This is a genomic window from Thermoleophilum album (assembly GCF_028867705.1).
Lineage (GTDB): Bacteria > Actinomycetota > Thermoleophilia > Solirubrobacterales > Thermoleophilaceae > Thermoleophilum.
This window is the reverse complement of sequence record NZ_CP066171.1, coordinates 593,940-611,641: the sequence shown is the minus strand read 5'-3', so window position 1 is coordinate 611,641 and position 17,702 is coordinate 593,940. Positions and strand designations below refer to the sequence as shown.

The window sequence follows — 17,702 nt, the reverse complement described above, 5'->3', positions numbered from 1 at the left end:
GCCCGCCCCGGCCGCTAACCCCTAAAGGGTCCCGACCAACTCAACCGGCGAGCTCGGCCGCGAGCGTGCGCGCGGTCTCCTCGCCGGAGCGCACGGCGCCGTCCATGTAGCCGTTCCAGCGCGTCGCGTACTCGGCGCCCGCCCAGTGGATCGGCCCCACCGGCCGGCGCCAGGCGCTGCCGTACGCGGTCCACGTGCCGGGCGTGAAGTGACAGCCGTAACACCCGCGCGACCAGGGATCGTCGGCCCAGCTGTGTTCCACGAAGTCGCGAGGGCGAGCGGCGCGCGGCCCGAAGAGGCGGGCGAAACAGGCAAGTACCGCCTCCCGCCGCTGTGCGACCGTCGCCCCGGCGAGCGTCCGTGCCGCCCGCCCCTCGAGGAACCCGAGCAGAACGCCCGGCCGACCCTGCGGGGGCGAGTTGTCGAAGGTCACGCCCACCGGGCCGACAGTGCTCGTCGCCTCGCCGCTCAGCCCCTCGTCGCGCCAGAACGGCTCGTCGTAGACGGCCATGCACTTGATCACCGTCCCGAGCGGGGTGCGCTGGGCGAGCTGGTCGCGCAGCGCCGGCAGCGGCGGGTCGTACTCGATCCGGCAGGCCAGCGGTGGCGGCAGCGCCACCACACAGCGGCGGGCACGGAAACGGGCGCGATCGGCGATCACGGTGACGCGATCGTCGCCCCACTCGATCCGGCGTACCGGCGAGCGGAGTACCGGTGGCGACGCCAGCTCGGCCGCAAGACGGTGCGGCAAGAGCTGCGAACCGCCGACGAAGCGGCGCTCCTGGGCGCCGCCCTCAGTTTCCAGAAGACGCTCGAAGCCTCCGGCGGAACGGACGTAGAAGAGCATGTGCAGAAAGGAGAGGTCCTCGGGCTCGCACGCCCAGACCGCCTCGACCGCCAGCGCCAGCAGCTTGCGGGCGGTGGCGGACCGCACGGAGCGCCGGATCCAGCTGGCAGCCGTTTCCGCATCGAGCCGGTGCGCGCGCGGAGCCTCCCAGGGTGCCTCGCAGGGCACGCGCCGAGCGAGGCGATCGATCCGCCAGAGCGCGACCTGGACCTCGGCCAGCACGAGCGGGTTGAGGCGTGGGATCGTGCCGCGGTAGCGCGTGACCTTGTCGCCGTGCTCGAAAAGTCGCATGCCCTCGCGGTAAGTGGGGTATGTGTCGACTCCGAGTTCGGTCGCCAGCGCGAGCACGCGGTCCTGACCGGGCCCGACCCACTGCGCCCCGAGCTCGACGACGGTGTCGGGGGCGATCTCGCGACCGAGGATGCGCCCGCCCACGCGGTCGCGAGCCTCGAGCACGGCCGCTGCCAGACCGGCACGCTCGAGCTCACGCGCGCAGGCGAGCCCCGCAAGTCCCGCTCCGACGACGACTACGTCGGTCTCGAGCGCTGCGCTTGCCACTCCCGCTCCCCCTTTCCGCGCGCACATGCGCGCCGACGCTTCGCTCCGGCGAGCGCTTCGCGCCGAGCTGCGCCAGGACGTCCCGTCACTGCGGGCCGAACGCTAGCCTGCGGCCGCGATGTCCGCAGGCGCCGATGGCAGGAGGGCGCACGGCGGACGGTTGTCGCTGCGCACGCTCGCGGTCGCCAGCGTGTCGTCGGCGACGGCGGCTGTCGTCACCTCGCACGTGTGGCGGCCGGGCACGCCCGTAGCGGCAGCCGTGACGCCGATAATCGTCGCGCTTGTCAGCGAGCTGCTCGAGCGTCCGCTCGCGCGGCTAGAGCCGCGCGTGCGCCGCCGCGGAGCCGCCGCTCGTACCGCAAGCGGACCGGGGATTCGCGTCTACCGGGCGGCTGCCGAACGGCTCCGCCGGCGCATTCTCCTCGCCGCGCTCGCGACGGGAATCGCGGGCTTTGTTGTCGGCGGCGCCCTACTCACTGCGTCCGAACTCGTGGCGGGGCGGTCGTTGGCCGACCGCGGCCGTCGCACGACGATCTTCGGCGGGGCGGGCAGCGAAGAGCGTGAGCCAGCGCGCACCACGACAGCGCCGACCAAGACAGTCGGTGGCGCGAACTCGGCACCGGCACCCCAAGGGACGACGCCGGACGACAACGAGGCGCAGACGCCGCGCACCACGCCGACCACGCCGCCCGCCGAGCAGCCGCCGGCCGGCGGGCCCACCGCACCGACGCACACCGCTCCCCAAGCGACGCCGCAGTCGCCGCCTTCCGACGGCTCCGCTGGCCAGTGACCCGACCGCCTGCCGCGCCCTGCGTGGCCCCGCTCGCGAGCATTCGGCGAGCCGCCGCACAGCTCTCGCGCGGCGTGCGCGAACCCTCCCGCTCTGCGAGCATTGACGCGTGAGCTCGGACAGGGCCCGAAAAACGGCCGCTGGCGCTCGGGTACACCCTGGCGACGAGCTTGGAAGCGGCGGAGAGCCGGGGCGAGGCCACGGTCACGGTCACGGTCACGGCCATCCCCACGCACACGGCCACCACCACTGGCACGAAACGGCACGAAGCGGGTCGCGGCGCCGCCTCGCCGCCGCCCTGGCGCTACTGGTCGCCTTCCTTGTCGCCGAGGTGGTCGCCGCCATCGTCTCGGGTTCGCTGGCGCTGCTGTCCGACGCCGCGCACATGCTCACCGACGCCGGCGCGCTCGCGCTCGCGCTCGTCGCAGCACGGCTCGCCGCGCGCCCGCCGGCGGGCGGCTACACCTACGGCTTGCGGCGAGCGGAGGTAATCTCCGCCCAGGCGAACGGCCTCACCCTGATCGTTTTCGGCCTCGTGATCCTGTACGAGGCGGCGCGCCGTTTCGTCACGCCGCCGACGGTCGACGGGCCGATCGTTGTCGCCACAGCCCTCGCCGGGATCGCCGTGAACCTGGCGTGCGTGCGGATCCTCGCCGGTGCCGAGCGCCGCAGCTTGAACGTCGAGGGCGCTTTCCAGCACGTCCTCACCGACCTCTTCGCGTTCATCGCGACCGCCGTCGCCGGAGCGATCGTGTGGGCGGGCGGCTCGCCGCGCGCCGACGGCGTCGCCGCGGCGCTGGTCGCGCTCTTGATGCTGCGCTCGGGCTGGGCGCTAGTGCGCGAAGCGACCCACGTGCTGCTCGAGGGCGCGCCACGGGGAGTCGACCCCAGCCGGTTGGTGGCCGAGCTCGCCGCCGACCCCGAGGTCGTCGATGTTCACGATCTCCACGTTTGGGAGGTGACGTCGGGGTTCCCGGCCCTTTCGGCGCACGTGATCGTCCGCCCCGGTTCCGACTGCCACGCCGCACGGCGCCGACTCGCCGAGGTGGCGCGCTCCCGTTTCGGGATCGAGCACACCACGTTCCAGGTCGAGCACGCGATCGCCCCGGGACGCAACCTGTCGCTCGCTTCCGGCGGCGAGCCGCGAAACGGCGACCACGCCAAGCGCCCGAACGCGCGGTGAGCGACCCTGCCAGGCTGACGGTCGACGGTCGCGAGCTGCGCATCGCGCGACCCGAGAAGGTGCTGTTCCCCGCAGCGGGCATCACGAAGCTGGATCTAGCCCGCTACTACCTGCGCGTCGCGCCGCTGATGCTCCCGCACCTGCGCGGGCGCCCCGTCAGCATGGAGCGCTACCCCGACGGAATCGAGCAAGAGGGTTTCGTACAGAAGGAGGTGCCGGCGCACTTTCCCGGTTGGATCGACCGCGTCACCGTGCCCCGCAAGGCAGGCGGCGAGACGACCTACGCCGTCATCGAGCGCGCCGCGACGCTCGTGTACCTAGCCGACCAGGCGTGCATCACACCGCACGTGTGGACGTCACGCACCCCCCGCCTCGCCAATCCTGACCGGCTGATCTTCGATCTCGATCCCCCACCCGCTGCCCCGGTCGCCCGGGTACGCGCCGCCACTCGCACCGTCGTCCGCGCGCTTGCGCGCGTCGGGTTGGCGCCGCATGTGCTCGCGACCGGCAAGCGTGGCTTTCACGTCGTCGCGGCGATCGAACCCGACAGCGATTTCGACGCCGTGCGCGCACTCGCCCACGACCTGGCCGAACGGTTGGCTCGCCGCCACCCCGACGATTTCACCGTCGCGCAGCGGCGGGCGTCGCGCGGTGAACGCGTCTACATCGACGTCGCGCGCAACGGGTACGCCCAGACGGCGGTGCCGCCGTACGCGGTTCGAGCGACGCCGCGCGCCACCGTCGCCGTTCCGCTGCGTCCGAGCGAGCTCGGACAGCGGCGCACACGTCCCGACCGGTTCGACATCGGCAACGTCTGGCGCCGGCTTGCGCGGTTGGGCGACGTCTGGGTGCAGATCGAAGCGCGCCCGGCGACTCTCGACGACGTGCGACGGCGGCTAGCTCGGGCCGGCTAGCGCTGCGCTGTCAGGCGTCGTGGACGCCGTGCGTGCGCAGCTCGACGCGCGGGCCGGTGGCGTACAGCTCGAGGGCGCGCTCGAGCAGTTCCGCAGCAAGCTCGCCGGTCACCGGAGAATCGTCGCCGTAGCTCGGGTCGCCTGGTTCGGCGACGTGGATCTCTTCGACCGTGCGCGCCGCCTCCTCTTCGAGCTCGCGGGTCGTGGCAGGGAAGGCAGCGGTCAGCCGCCGCGCGCCGAGCGCCCGGACGGCCGCCGCGGCCTCGGCGAAGCGGGCCGGCTTGCAGGTGCCGTCGTCGACAAGCAGCACTTCGCGCCCGGCGAGCTCGATCCGTGGCGGCTCACCGCGCCAGGCGCGGGCGTCGCCGGGCACGCCGTCCAAGCGCGCGTCGAGGGCGCGCGCCACCTCGAACGCCACGGGCAACGCCTGACGGGTGACCGCGAGCACCACCACGTCGCCGTCGAGGCCGTCCAGGAGAACGGCGAGCCGACGCCCGGCTTCGAAACGGTCGGCGAACTTCGCCTTTGCCATCGAGGCTCCCCCTCCCTGCTCGCGTTGGGGTAGTTCACCCTTTCACGACGCCGATCGGCACGAGCCGCGCGACACGGCGCGCGATCCCGGCGCGTTCGACTACCTCTACGACCCTATCGACCTCCTTGTAGGCGAAGGGCGCCTCCTCGGCGAGACCGCGCGCCGAGGCGGCGCGCACGGCGATGCCGCGTTCGCCGAGCTGGCGCGCGAGCTCGCGACCGTGGATCTGACGGCGGGCGCGGGTGCGGCTGAGCCGGCGGCCGGCGCCGTGGCAGGTGGTTCCGAAGGTGCGCTGGACTGCGCCCGGCGCCCCGACCAGCACCCAGCTCGCGGTGCCCATGCTGCCGGGGATGAAGACCGGCTGGCCGCAGCTGCGGTAGCGGCTCGGGATCTCGCTCGAGCCGGCAGGAAAGGCGCGGGTCGCGCCCTTGCGGTGAACGAGCAGCCGCCGGCCGCGGTAGCGCTCGAACTTGGCGACGTTGTGCGCCACGTCGTAGATCGTGGTCGTGCCTTCGGCCACCCCGGCACCGAGCACGCGTCGCAGCGCCGATCGCACGCGGTGCGCGATCGCGTGCCGGTTCGCCCAGGCGAAGTTCGCGGCGGCGGCCATCGCGGCCAGGTAGGCGCGGCCTTCGGGCGAGGAGATCGGCGCGCACGCCAGCTGGCGGTCGGGCAGTCGGATGCCGTAGCGGGCGATGACGCTGTCCATCGTGCGCACGTAGTCGCTGCACACCTGGTGTCCCAAGCCGCGCGATCCCGAGTGAATCAAGACCGTCAGTTGGCCTTCGGCGAGCCCGAGCGCGCGCGCCGCTTCGGGCGCCACGATGCGCTCCACGCTCTGCAGCTCGACGAAGTGGTTGCCCGAGCCGACCGTCCCCAGCTGCCCGGCCCCACGCTGGCGGGCACGGGGCGAAACCGCGGCGGGGTCGGCGCCGTCGAGCCGACCGTTCGACTCGCAGCACTCGACGTCGGCCTCGACGCCGACGCCGCGCGCGAGGAGAGCGCGCGGCCCTTCGCGCAGCACGCGATCGAGCTGCGCAGCGCCCAGGTCGATCCCGCCGCCCGAGCCCGTCCCGACCGGCACCGTCCGAAAGAGCTCGTCCATCAGCCGTTCCTTGGTCGGCGCGTCGAGCTCGTCGGCGGCGAGCGGCAACGCGAGCAGCCGCACGCCGCAGTTGATGTCGTAGCCGACACCACCGGGCGACACCACTCCATCGTCGACGTCCATCGCCGCGACGCCACCGACGGGAAAGCCGTAGCCCTGGTGGATGTCGGGCATGGCGATCGCCGCCTCGACGATGCCGGGCAGCGTCGCGACGTTGCGAAGCTGTTCGAGCGACTCGTCGCCGCGGATCTCGGCAAGCAGCTCGCCGTCGGCGATCACGCGTGCGGGAACGCGCATGCCGCGGCGCGGGTCGCGCGGTATCTCCCAGGTCGTCGGATCGATCCGGCGCAGGCTCGGCTCGGAGGCGCCCATCGCAGACAAGACGTCTAGCAGCGGCTCACGCTGGCAGGGCAGAGCCGACCGTCCGACCGCGCGCTTCAGACGTCGAGTTTCAGACGTCGAGCACCACGCGCGCTCGCCAGCCCGTGTCGTTGCGCGCCAGCTCGAGCTGGTGATAGGTGACCGCTTTCACCAGCGCCGACGGAGTGTCGAAGCGACCGCGCACCCGCGCCCACACTCGCGTGCCCTCGATCTCCAACCGCTCTACCGCGCAGGGGACGAACCCTGTGCTGTCGGCTAGGTAGAGGAGCTCCGCCATCCACTCGGCGAGCAGCGCCGGCAGGTCACTGGCGCGCACCTCGACCTCGCGGGTGATCGACGGGGGCTTGGCGCCGCTCGCCGCGCTCGCGTCGCCGGCGAGGAGCTCGGCGAGCGCGGCGAGCGCGAGCTCGAAGACTCGCTCGAGCGTAGGAGCGGTGATCTCGAGGGCGACCTCGCCTGTGTGCTCGACGAAGCGGTAGCCAGAAGCGGCTGTAACGTCACCCTCACCGCCGCTCGCGGCGCCATCGGTGCCATCTCCGCAGCCTCCTTCTTCGTCGGCACCCCTAACCGCGTCGCCCGCGTCGACACCCACGGTGCGCGCGCGTGCTGACGCTTCCGCGAGCAGCGCGCGAACCGTGTCATCGTCGACTTGACGGAAGTCCTGGTACCAGACGCCGACGGCGTAGAAGGGCTCCGGCGTGAGCAGCGCGACCACACGGTCGGCCTCATGCTCGAGCGCCCGTACGGTGTCGGGTGGCGCCACCGGCACGGCCACAACGACGGCGCGCGGCGCGGCGGCGCGCACGGCGTGTATTGCCGCGCGCATCGTCGACCCGGTCGCGAGCCCGTCGTCGACCAGCACCGCCGTGCGCCCCGCGGGCGAAACCCAGCCGGTGCCGCCGTAGAGCCGCTCACGCCGCTCGACCTCGGCGAGCTCGCGCCGCGCGACGGCTGCGACCGTCTCGTCGTCGAGCCCGATGCTCGCGACGATCCGCTCGTCGATCACTTGCACGCCGCCGCTCGCGACGGCACCGAAGGCGAGCTCTTCGTGCCCGGGCACGCCGAGCTTGCGCACGACCAGAACCGCGAGCGGCGCGGCGAGCGTGTCGGCCACCTCGCGCGCTACGACCACACCGCCGCGTGGCAGGCCGTAGACGACGGTGTCGCGGCCGTCGAGATCTAGAGCGCGCAGCGCCTGCGCAAGGCGCCGACCGGCGTCCCGGCGATCGACGAACGGAACGTTCCCCGGGTCGCGATCGCTACGGCTGTACACGTAGCGAGCGTAGTGCGAGCAGCGTCGTGCGCGCGGCTGGGTAGGCGCTGCGACGCGGCGACCACTTGGTGGCGGCCGTCGCCGCCGACGAGCGACGCCCGTCCCGTCGCTGGATGGCCTTCCTATGCCGCTTTGGCGCGCTTGTCGGCAAACGAGAAGCGCACCGTGCCGCAGTGGATGCAGGCGTCCAGAACCTTGTCGCGCAGCTGCGGTTCGACCGCTCGCTCGATGTAGACCTCGACGCCGCGCTCCCGAACGACCGCGTCGTCGGGGGCGGGTGGCGCGAGTGCCAGATCCCACCCGTCGCCGCGCGAACAGACGCGCATGACCGCGCGGTTCTGGGCGTTGACTGTGGCCAGTACGCCCCTGATCGCTTCCGCCGCGCTGCCGGTAATGGTGAGCATCTTTGGGGGACCTCCGGTCCGTTCCCGAACCTGGTGTCAGTGTATTCCTCGGGACGGCGGCGCGCTCGCTTGACTGTCCGCGACCACGCCTACGAAAGGCGTGCAGCGGGGCTCGAGTTTCGCGCGCGGCTGCCGATGGTAGGTGTCGGGGAGCTCAGGACCGGGCGCCCTGCCCGCGCGGACCCAGCTCGCTGTTCGCTCGACCGCGTTCGTGTGGCGTCGTGATTTGGCGACTCGGTGAAGGCGCGGAGCAGGTGATCGCAACCTGACGCTCGAACGTACGTTTCGTAACCTATAGCGTCACTTACGGAAGGTGAGCAGGGGTACCGCACATCCGCTACACTTCGACGTGAATCGAACCATCGAACAAGAGGAGTACGACATCCGCGACGACACGTTCACGCTCGACCGGGAAACGGTCGCTATCGATCGTTCCTACGAACTCGACGACGAAGCGGCCGTTTCGGTCAGCCGCTACGAAGACGACGAGGAGCTGACTGTCGACGAGCTCGAGCTCGCACCCGTAGCCGCCGAGCTCGACAGCCCCGACGAGGTCGACGACGACCTGCTCGGCGAGGACGAGTCGGGTGCCGAAGGCGAGGACGAGGACGAAACCGGAGCGACGGCGCTCGAGCGCCTGCTGCAGGCCGCACAGGCCGAGACGCCCGACACCACCGACACGCTCCAGCTCTTCTTCGCCGAGGCGCGCAAGTATCCGCTGCTCACAGCCGAGGAGGAGATCGAGCTGGCGAAGCGGATCGAGCGCGGCGACCTCGCCGCCAAGGAGCGGATGATCAACTCGAACCTGCGGCTGGTGATCTCGGTCGCCCGCCGCTACCAGGGTCAGGGGCTGCCACTCCCCGACCTGATCCAGGAGGGCATGCTCGGCTTGATCCGCGCCGTCGAGAAGTTCGACTGGCGCAAGGGCTTCAAGTTCTCGACCTACGGCACGCTGTGGATCCGGCAGGCGATCGGGCGCGGGCTCGCCAACTCCTCCCGCACCGTGCGCTTGCCGGTACACATCGGCGCCCAGGCGCGCAAGATCGTCGAGGCCGAGCGCAAGCTCTCCGCCCAGCTCGGTCGCTCGCCGCGGCTCGAGGAGATTGCCGACGAGGTCGGGCTGCCGCTCGAGGAGGTGGAAGAGATCCTGCGCGCCGACCGCACGCCGACGAGCCTCGACCAGGGCGTCGGCGAGGACGGCGACACCTCTCTCGGCGAGCTCATCGCGCGCGACGAAGAGGGTCCCGACGAGGTCGTCGCCTCGCGCCTCTCGCACGAGCTTCTGCGGCGCAAGGTCGCCGAGCTTCCGGAAGCCGAGCGCAAGGTGGTGACGCTGCGCTTCGGTATCGGTCGCGACCAGCCGGGCTCGATCGCCGAGACCGGCCGGCGCTTGGGGCTCTCGGAGCGCAAGGTGCGCGAACTCGAACGGCGCGCGCTGCAGCGCCTCGCCGACGACAAGGCGCTCGCCGAGCTGCGCGACGCGGCCTAGAGCCCGCCCGGCAACGGCGTTCGGGACAAGCCCTGCGGGGCTCGGACCCCCTGCGGGGCTTGGACCTGCGCTGGCCGCGGGCGGTTGCGTCCCCTGTCTCGAGAGCTAGGCTGCCGCGGAGGCGGTCGCGCGCCGGGTGTTGGCGGCAATGTGGTCGACGATCTCGGGCCAGAGCTCGCGCGGCAGGTCGTGACCCATGCCGGCGAACTCGACGTAGCGCGCGCCCGGCACGGCGACAGCGACAGCGCGCCCGGCCCGTGGCGGCACGAGCGGGTCGGCGCCGCCGTGCACCACGAGCGTGGGCACCTGCACGGCGCGCAGCCGCCGCACCCGCGACGGCGCCGTGAGGATCGCGACCAGCTGGCGGGCGGTGCCGGCCGTGCTGTGGCCGCGGTCGTAGGCGATCGCGGCCAGCTCGCGCAGCCGTTCGCGCGGTGTCGGGTAGGCCGGCGATCCGATCACCCTGAAGATCCGCTCCATGTGCGCTACGAAGCGGTCGCGCTCGCGCGGCGGGCGCGCCAGCAGCGCGCCGAGCGCGCGCAGGCGCGGCAGGTCGGTGCGGCGGCCGGCGCTCGACATGATCGAACACAGCGACGCGACACGTTGCGGGTGCTCGATCGCCATCAGCTGTCCGATCATCCCGCCCATCGAAGCACCGACGACGTGGGCACGCTCGATGCCGAGGTGGTCGAGCAGACCGACGGCGTCGCGCGCCATGTCCGAGAGGCTGTAGGCGGCGACGCGGCGGTCGCCGACTAGCGCCCGCGCGATGTTCGGTCGCGGTCCGCCCTTGATCTTCGACGAGCGGCCGGCGTCGCGGTTGTCGAAGCGGACGACGCGAAAGCCACGCTCGCGCAGCAGCTCGCAGAAGCCGTCCTCCCAGTGGACGAGCTGCAAGCCGAGCCCCATGACGAGCAGCAGCGGCTCGCCGTCGGCGGGACCGAGGTCCTCGTAACAAAGCTCGATCGAGCCGATCTTGGCGAAGCTCTCCGCCACGAGCGGAACGTTACACCAGTCGCTGTCGTGTAACCGCGCGCAGCCGGCGAGCTTTCCCTAGCTGGCGTGGGGTCGCACGACGAGTTTGACGGCCGGTCCTTGGCGCTGGCGATCCCACGCCTCGCCTATCCGGTCCAGGGGCACTTCCTCGTAGGGCGCCTCGAGGTTGCCGGCGAGGTGCTCGGCGCACATGCGCAGGAAGGCGCCGCGCTTGACGGGCCAAGGCAGCGCGAAGTTCGTGTAGCCGAGCACATCCGCTACGCGCCCGCGCAACGTGCCGGCAGCGATCGGCTGCTCGGGCGCCGCGGCGTTGCCGACCTGGACGAGGCGGCCGCCGCTGGCGAGGTTCTCGAGCGCAGCGCGAGCGGGCGCCCCCCACACCGGATCGAGCACGACATCGAAACCGTCGGGCTCCGCCTGGCGCAGGGCGGCGGCGAAACTCTCCCAGTCATCGGCGGCGGGGATCGCCACGCCGGCGTCAGCACCGAGCGCGCGCGCCCGCTCGAGCGCGGCCGTGCGTCTGCTGGCGGCGACGACGCGACCGGCACCGAGGAGGCGCGCCGCCTGCACGCCGATCTGTCCTACCAGCCCACCGGCGCCGAGCACCAGCACCCGCTCCCCGGGCCGCAGCTGCGCGCGCCGCTCGAGCGCGCACCACGCGGCGATCCCGGCGATCCCGAAGCAGAGCGCTTGTGCTTCGCCCAAGCCGCGGGGCAGCGGAACGGTGAGGGCGGGATCGACGAGGGTGCGCTCGGCGAGGGAGCCGAAGCGCTGGTCGAGCTGGTCGCTCCAGGCCAAACCGCCGTCGGGCAGCTCGACCACGCCTTCGCGGCCGGGAACGTACGGAGTCGGCGGCGCGCCGGCGTAGAAGCGGCCGCTGGCGATGTGCAGGTCGACAGGGTTGAGGCCGGCTGCGCGCACCGCTAGCACTTGGCGCTCGCCGTCGCCCGACGGTTCGGGCCAGTCGTCGCGCAGGCGCGGTCGCTCTCTGTAGCTCTCGACGATCGCCGCTTTCATGCCCGCCACGTTTAGCGCACGGACGGCGTCCAGGGACGCCCGGCGAGCTCGCGGATCCGCTCGCCGGGCTGTATGAGGCGCCGGCGCACAAGCACGAGCGCGAGGAGCGAGCTCGTGGCCACCGCCCCGAGCACGAGATAGAGCAGGATCAGCTGCAGGCGCACGGCGTCGAGCGGCTCGGCACCGGCGACGAGCATCCCGACCATCGTCCCCGGGAAGAAGATCAAGCCGGTGGTCTTGGTCGAGTCGACGAGCGGGATCATCCCTGCCCGCAGAGCCGCGCGGACGGCCGGGCGCAGCGCTACGGTCGCGGACGCGCCAAGCGCGAGGCGCGCTTCGAGCCGCGCGCGCTGCGCCGCGACCTCGGCCGCGAGCCGGTCGAGCGCTACCGCTGCTGCGGTCATCGCGTTCCCCACGACCATCCCGCCGACCGGCACGAGCGCACGCGCGTCAGACGGGAAGATGCCAAGCGCGAGCGCCGCGCCTAGCGTCGACGCCGCACTGACAGCGAGCGCCAACAGAAGATCGGGCAGCACGCCGGGGAGGGCGCGCGCTCGTCGCCTCGCTGTGAGCGCACCGAAAGCGACCATCACACACAGCAGCGCAGCGACGAAGAGCAGGCTGCGCGAGCCGAAGATGAGGTGGATGACGAAGCCGATCGCCGTCAGCTGCACGAACGCACGCAACACCGCGACGGCGATCTCGCGCTCGAGCGCCGCCTGCTGCCAGCGCGACACAGCGGCGGCGAGCGCGACCAGCGCGAGTGCGGCCAGCACGCGCTCGAACCCGATGTGACCGCCGACGACAGCCGTGAGCGGACCGCCTAGCACTGGCGCGGACATGCCGGGATGATCGCGGCTTCAAGCGCTGCTCGGAAGGACCGTACCGACGGGCCCCTCTGCGACGACGGCGCCGTCCGCGAGCGCTACCACCCAGTCGCAGAGACGCTCGACCTGGGCGCGGTCGTGGCTGACGAGCACGAGCGCGATGCCGCGCTCCGCGCGCAGTCGCACAAGCGTCTCCTCGACGAGGTTGCGCGCTTCGGCGTCGAGCGCGGCTGTCGGTTCGTCGAGCAGCAGCACTTCCGGCTCGAGCGCCAGTGCGCGGGCGATCATCACACGCTGCTGCTGTCCCACCGACAGCTGCTCGGCCGACCGCCACAGGTAGGCAGGATCGAGGCCGACGCTTTCGAGCAGTGCCTCCAGCAGCGGCGCCGGCGCACCGTTTGTTTGCGCTGCGGCTCCGCTCGTCGCGGCGCGTGTGCGCACGCCGGGGTGCCGCCGCGCCCGAAGGGCCGGCACGAGCTCGCGCAGGGGCGCCCACCGCCTGCGCCCGAGCCGACCGCCGGCGTCGGCGAACCGCAAACCGAGCAAGAGGTTTTCGGCGACGGTCGTCGGCTCGAGCGCGGGCAGTTGCGGAACGAGCGCGACGCGGCGGCGAAGCGCGCGCGGGTCGAGCTCGCGGACGTCGCGGCCGGCGTAGAGGACCGCGCCGCGCGACGGTTCGAGCAGCCGGTTGAGGAGTCGCAGCAGCGTCGACTTGCCGGCGCCGGACGGGCCGAACACCGCGACGCTGCCGGCCGGCAGCGTCGCGCTTACGTCGTGCAGTACGGGGCGCCCAGCCCGCTCGACGACGACGTTCCGCAGTTCGAAGGAGCGAGTGGCCGCGCCGCGCCGAGACAAGTGGAGACGCCGGGAGTCGAACCCGGGTCCGCGGACGCGTGACAGGGCAGCGTCTACGAGCGTAGCCGGCGCTTCGCTCTCGCCCCGCGCTCGCCGCGCCGGCCGGCTTGCGCGGGACCAGCCCCCGTTTCGTGTCCCCGCCCCGCCGGAGGCGCCCGGGGCGGGCGAGCCCGTTAGCTGATGCCGACCCCGGCGCCACGGGCCGAGCGCCGGGTCGACACCTCACCGTCTAACTAAGCGGCGAGGGCGAACTCGTGGTTACGGTCCGCACTTGCTTTTTCCCCGGTTGTTTTACGAGGCCGACCGGGAACCTCGGCTCGCAACTGCCCCCACGGACGCCCACGTCGAAGCCAGTCGTCCCCAGAGGCACGGTCGATGGTAGCGGCGAGCGAAGGCGCCCGCTACGACCCCGGGCGGGCGTCGCACGCTCGCGCGGCGCTCGATCTCACGTCAGAGCAGCTCAGAGCGTGGAGCCCGCGACCGCCTCGCGCTCCAGCACCGCCAGCAACGCGTCGACGACGCGCGGGTCGAACTGGGTGCCGGCGCAGCGGCGCATCTCGGCTTTTGCTTCTTCCTCGGAGAGCGCCTTGCGATAGGGGCGGTCGGAGGTCATCGCGTGGAAGGCGTCGCAGACGGCGATGACGCGGGCGCCGAGCGGAATGTCCTCGCCGACGAGTCCGTCGGGATAACCGCGCCCATCCCAACGCTCGTGCGCCGCGCGCACGAGGATCAGCACCGGACCGAAGCCCGGGATCCGCTCGAGCATGCGGGCCCCGATCTCGGAGTGCTTTTTCATCTCCTCGAACTCCTCTTCGGTGAGGCGGCCGGGCTTGCGCAGGATCTCCTCGCGGATGCCGATCTTCCCGACGTCGTGCAGGAGCGCCGCGTAACGCAGCCAGCGCATCTCGTCGCCGCGGATGCCAAGCTCCTCGCCCACCGCCTCGGCAAGGTCGGCCACGTCGCGCGCGTGCTCAGCGGTGTAGGGGTCTTTGGCCTCGAGCGCGTCACAGAGCACCGCGATCGTGCTCGTCAGGGTGCGCTCGAAGCGCTCGAAGAGCTCTGCGTAGTGGAGCGCCGCCCCGACCTGCGAGGCGACCGTCTCGGCGAGCAGCAGGTCGGCCTTGCCGAAGGCGCCTTTCTCGGCCGACTCGAGGTCGAGCACGCCCCAGACGCGCCCCTCGACGCGGATCGGCACCGCGACCGCCGACCGGGCGCGCAGTGCCCCGGGCACGAAGATGAAGTCTGGGTCGCCGTCGGTGTCGACGAGGAGCGCCGGCTCCCCGGTGCGCGCGACGCGACCGTTCACGCCTTCCTCGATCGACTGCTCCCACGCGACCGGCCTGCCCGCGCGCCGGTACTCGTCGACGAGGCGGCCCGTTGCGGCGACAAGGCGTAGCCTCCGGCTGGACTCGTCGAGCCGCAAGATCGCGGCGATCAACAGCTCGAAGTCGTCGTACAGCGCCGACACCGCGGCTTGGGCGATATCGGTCTGGTCGTTGAGCGGGGCCAGTTCCTCGCAGAGACGCGACGCCGTCGCGAGCATCGACTCGGCGGTTCGGGCGAAGGTACCCAGCCCGTTCCCGTAGCCGTTGCCGTTGCGATCGTGCCCACCGACCGCGCGATAGTTCAGAACACCGCCCCCATGGTCGAGTGCCGCCGCGACGACATCGGCTCGCGAACGGTCGCCCCTGCGGCTCGAGCCGTTTCCATTTGTCGCGGCGGTGCCCCCGGCGGTGGGTGCGTGGTTACCGCCCTTGTCCGATCCCTGCGCTGGCCCGAGCCGGTCCGGGTGCGTTTTGGGGCTGTCGGGCGGTGTGGGGCTTGTCACTGTTCGGCCTTGTGAAGCGGCAACGAGCCTTACCCGCCTGCTGCCGGACTTCCTTCCTCGCGCTGCGCGGCTGACAAGGCGGGCATCGACTCTCTCCCTGGGTTCTCAGTATGCATTATCTCGGCGTGTCTCGCTCGTTTTTGAGCGAAGCGGACATACGTCCGATCGCTGTGCTAGATGCGCCGCGGACGCGAACGCTGTCAGCGCCGGCGATCGGCCAGCGCGCGCTCGATCTCGCGGCGGGCGTCGCGCTCTTTCAGTTCGCGACGGCGGTCGCGCTGCTCCTTGCCGCGCGCGAGCGCCAGCTCCACCTTCGCCCACGGCCCCTTGAAGTAGATGCGGGTAGGCACTAGCGTCAGCCCCCGCTCGCTCGTGCGACCGAGCAGGCGCTCGATCTCGCGGCGGTGGAGGAGCAGCTTGCGCGGCCGCTCGGGTGGGAGGTTCTCGCGCGCTGCAGGGCCGTAGGGAGCGATGTGGACACCGTGCAGCCAGACCTCGCCGTCGCGAACCTCCGCCCAGCCGTCGGCGATCTGGACCTTGCCGGCACGCAAAGACTTCACCTCGGGGCCGGCCAGCTGGATCCCCGCCTCGATCCGCTCAAGTAGGTGGTAGCGGTGGCCGGCCTTGCGGTTCGTAGCCACGTCGCCGGGAGCGGCCTTGCGCTTTTTCCCTCCCTTCGCCATCGTCTTCTCACGGGAAATAGCACGTAGCGGCCTGCCCCGCCGCTCTGCGCCGTCGCGGCACTACACCCAACCGGGCAACAGGTCGACGTGGCCGCGCGGCGGGTCGACGCGCTCGACCTCGACCTCGACGACGTCGCCGAGACGCAGCGCCCGCGCGCCCGCGCCGGAGCCGAGCAGCACGGTGGAAAGCTCGTTGAGCTGGTACCAGCCCGGGAGTCGCCGCACCGGCAGCAGCCCGTCGAACCCCTCATCGCCGAAACGCACGAACGCACCGCGCTCGATAAGACCCACCACCTCGCCGGTGAAGCGCGGGCCGTGGCCGCCGCGCGTGCCCGGCCGCGCCCACTCCTCGCGCACCAGCTCTTCCAGCCTGAAGGCGAGGCAGATGTCGTCGGCGTCGCGCTCGATCTCCATCGCCTCGCGCTCGCGGGCCGAGCAGTGCACGGCCAGATCGTGCAGTTCGCTGGCGGGGTGAGCGGCGTTGTCGAGCCCCAGCGCCTGAAGCAGCGCACGGTGAACGACGATGTCGGGGTAGCGCCGGATTGGCGACGTGAAGTGGCAGTAGCGGGCGCTGGCAAGCCCCGAGTGACCGACGTTGCGGGGCGAGTAGACCGCCTGCTTGAGCGCCCGCAAAACCAGCCCCGGGAAAGCCTCGCGGCCGCGGCCGGCGCGCCGCGCATAGCTCGCCACCCGCCGCGAGATCGCTCCGGCGGCTGCCTCTGCCTGCTGGGGGCTGAGCTTGTCGGGCAGCGGCGGCGTCGGCACGTCGAGGCTCGCGAGCTGCTCGACGAGGCGCTCGATCGAGTCCGGGTCGGGACGCTCGTGCACGCGGTAGATCGTCGGCACTCGATGGTCCTCGAGGTAGGCCGCGACCTGTTCGTTCGCGAGCACCATCAGCTGCTCTATCAGCCAGTGGGACTCGGTCTGGCGCTCGCGGTGCACGGCGTCGACACGACCGTCGGCGGCGAAGTTGAAACGCGGTTCCGAGGAGTCGATCTCGAGACTGCCGCGGCGCCGCCGCCGCTCGCGCAGCGCGCGCGCCACACGTCGTGCCGCGGCAAGCGCTTGCGCCCAGGGTTCCTCGGCGCGCTCGCGGCCGGCGAAGATGCGATCGACCTGGTCGTAGGTGAGGCGCGCATCGGAGCGGATCAGCGAGCGCACGAAGCGCACCTTGCGCACCTGGGCGCCGTCGACGACCATCTCGACGGTCACCGCGAGCCGGTCGACTCCCGGCCGCAAGCTGCAGGCGTCCGAGGAGAGGGCGTGCGGCAGCATCGGCTCGACGGTGCCGGGCGCGTAGACCGACGTCGCTCGTTCGCGCGCCTCGGCGTCAAGGCTCGTGCCCGGGCGCACGAAGGCCGTGACATCGGCGACGTGCACCCACACCCGCACCGTGCCGTCGTTCTCGACGCGCGCCGAGATCGCGTCGTCGAAATCTTTGGCCTCGGTCGGGTCGATCGTGAAAGTCGGCAGGTCGCGCAGGTCGACGCGAGCAGCAGCGCCGTCGGGCGGGTCGTTCGCCACCGCCCTTGCCTCGCGTTCCGCGGCGCGCGGGTAGCGGCGGGCGAGACCGCGCTCAACGAGCAGCGCCTCGACGACGTCGCGGGCGACGTCGGGACGCCCGATGCGCCGCACCGGACGCAGACCTTTGGCGGTCGGGACCGCCGCGACGAGCTCGTCCTCGCTGGCGCGCACCCGGCCGCCGGGCGCGATCAGCGCGCTTGGGCTGCGTTCGAACAAAGGCTCGAGCACGAGAAAGCGGCCGCGTCGCCTGACCACACCGACGAACGGGCGGTCGCGTCCGCGGGCGCTGCCGCGTGCGGCCGTCCCGGCGTCGCCGCGGCGCCCGTCGCCGCGGCGGTGGCCGACGCGGGGTGTGTCGGCTCGCCGACCGCCCGGGCGCATACCGTCGGGGGGAGCTTCCTGAGCCCCGGCCCGGCCCCGGCCTGAGCCCTGGCTGCGTCGCGGACGCGGCGCGGCCCGACGGCTGCGGCCGCCCGCTTTGCCCGCTCGGCGGCGC

At 72.3% G+C, this 17,702-nt stretch carries 16 protein-coding genes and 1 other RNA gene; 4 read left to right on the top strand and 13 right to left on the bottom strand.

Annotated features, from left to right (window positions below; genetic code table 11):
* Positions 1 to 40 precede the first annotated feature (40 nt).
* On the bottom strand, positions 41 to 1,405 hold the full coding sequence (locus JDY09_RS02800; protein ID WP_274717488.1) for a flavin monoamine oxidase family protein: 1,365 nt from the start codon (positions 1,403 to 1,405) through the stop codon (positions 41 to 43).
* Between the two features lie 118 nt (positions 1,406 to 1,523).
* On the opposite strand from JDY09_RS02800, the gene JDY09_RS02795 reads away from it, so the two are divergent.
* The 3 genes from JDY09_RS02795 to ligD all read left to right on the top strand — a co-directional run bounded on the left by JDY09_RS02795 (position 1,524) and on the right by ligD (position 4,292).
* Entirely contained in the window at positions 1,524 to 2,195 is a 672-nt protein-coding gene (locus JDY09_RS02795; RefSeq protein ID WP_274717487.1) for a hypothetical protein, read from the top strand.
* Positions 2,196 to 2,304: 109 nt separating this feature from the next.
* Positions 2,305 to 3,378, top strand: coding sequence for a cation diffusion facilitator family transporter (locus JDY09_RS02790; protein ID WP_274717486.1), 1,074 nt, complete (start codon positions 2,305 to 2,307; stop codon positions 3,376 to 3,378).
* On the top strand, positions 3,375 to 4,292 hold the full coding sequence (ligD, locus tag JDY09_RS02785; RefSeq protein WP_274717485.1) for a non-homologous end-joining DNA ligase: 918 nt from the start codon (positions 3,375 to 3,377) through the stop codon (positions 4,290 to 4,292). Before JDY09_RS02790 ends, ligD begins: the two co-directional genes overlap by 4 nt.
* 10 nt (positions 4,293 to 4,302) lie before the next feature.
* On the opposite strand, the gene JDY09_RS02780 is transcribed toward ligD, so the two are convergent.
* From JDY09_RS02780 to JDY09_RS02765, 4 genes are all read right to left on the bottom strand, one after another.
* Positions 4,303 to 4,824, bottom strand: coding sequence for a hypothetical protein (locus tag JDY09_RS02780; RefSeq protein WP_274717484.1), 522 nt, complete (start codon positions 4,822 to 4,824; stop codon positions 4,303 to 4,305).
* Between the two features lie 34 nt (positions 4,825 to 4,858).
* On the bottom strand, positions 4,859 to 6,301 hold the full coding sequence (locus tag JDY09_RS02775; RefSeq protein WP_274717483.1) for an RtcB family protein: 1,443 nt from the start codon (positions 6,299 to 6,301) through the stop codon (positions 4,859 to 4,861).
* A gap of 79 nt (positions 6,302 to 6,380) precedes the next feature.
* On the bottom strand, positions 6,381 to 7,583 hold the full coding sequence (locus JDY09_RS02770; RefSeq protein ID WP_274717482.1) for an archease: 1,203 nt from the start codon (positions 7,581 to 7,583) through the stop codon (positions 6,381 to 6,383).
* Positions 7,584 to 7,705: 122 nt separating this feature from the next.
* Positions 7,706 to 7,987: a hypothetical protein gene (locus JDY09_RS02765; RefSeq protein WP_274717481.1), complete on the bottom strand. Its 282-nt coding sequence runs from the start codon at positions 7,985 to 7,987 to the stop codon at positions 7,706 to 7,708.
* Positions 7,988 to 8,336: 349 nt separating this feature from the next.
* Here JDY09_RS02765 and JDY09_RS02760 point away from each other — a divergent pair, with 349 nt between their 5' ends.
* Complete coding sequence (locus JDY09_RS02760) at positions 8,337 to 9,476, top strand: sigma-70 family RNA polymerase sigma factor (RefSeq protein ID WP_274717480.1); 1,140 nt, start codon at positions 8,337 to 8,339, stop codon at positions 9,474 to 9,476.
* 105 nt (positions 9,477 to 9,581) lie between these two features.
* On the opposite strand, the gene JDY09_RS02755 is transcribed toward JDY09_RS02760, so the two are convergent.
* The 8 genes from JDY09_RS02755 to JDY09_RS02720 all read right to left on the bottom strand — a co-directional run bounded on the left by JDY09_RS02755 (position 9,582) and on the right by JDY09_RS02720 (position 17,587).
* A complete protein-coding gene (locus tag JDY09_RS02755) occupies positions 9,582 to 10,472 on the bottom strand; it encodes an alpha/beta fold hydrolase (protein ID WP_274717479.1) in 891 nt (296 codons plus the stop codon).
* Between the two features lie 57 nt (positions 10,473 to 10,529).
* Positions 10,530 to 11,489, bottom strand: coding sequence for a quinone oxidoreductase family protein (locus JDY09_RS02750; RefSeq protein WP_274717478.1), 960 nt, complete (start codon positions 11,487 to 11,489; stop codon positions 10,530 to 10,532).
* Between the two features lie 11 nt (positions 11,490 to 11,500).
* The gene (locus JDY09_RS02745) at positions 11,501 to 12,331 is read right to left on the bottom strand and encodes an ABC transporter permease (protein WP_274717477.1); all 831 of its coding nucleotides are present in this window, start codon (positions 12,329 to 12,331) and stop codon (positions 11,501 to 11,503) included.
* Positions 12,332 to 12,349: 18 nt separating this feature from the next.
* A complete protein-coding gene (locus tag JDY09_RS02740) occupies positions 12,350 to 13,171 on the bottom strand; it encodes an ABC transporter ATP-binding protein (RefSeq protein WP_274717476.1) in 822 nt (273 codons plus the stop codon).
* Positions 13,170 to 13,533: a transfer-messenger RNA gene (gene ssrA / locus JDY09_RS02735) on the bottom strand. Before ssrA ends, JDY09_RS02740 begins: the two co-directional genes overlap by 2 nt.
* 98 nt (positions 13,534 to 13,631) lie before the next feature.
* A complete protein-coding gene (locus JDY09_RS02730) occupies positions 13,632 to 14,999 on the bottom strand; it encodes a GAF and HD-GYP domain-containing protein (RefSeq protein ID WP_274717475.1) in 1,368 nt (455 codons plus the stop codon).
* A gap of 200 nt (positions 15,000 to 15,199) precedes the next feature.
* Positions 15,200 to 15,682, bottom strand: coding sequence for an SsrA-binding protein SmpB (smpB, locus tag JDY09_RS02725; RefSeq protein WP_274717473.1), 483 nt, complete (start codon positions 15,680 to 15,682; stop codon positions 15,200 to 15,202).
* Between the two features lie 60 nt (positions 15,683 to 15,742).
* Positions 15,743 to 17,587 carry an RNB domain-containing ribonuclease gene (locus tag JDY09_RS02720; RefSeq protein WP_274717471.1) on the bottom strand — a complete coding sequence of 615 codons (1,845 nt, stop codon included), beginning with the start codon at positions 17,585 to 17,587 and terminating at the stop codon, positions 15,743 to 15,745.
* Positions 17,588 to 17,702 lie beyond the last annotated feature (115 nt).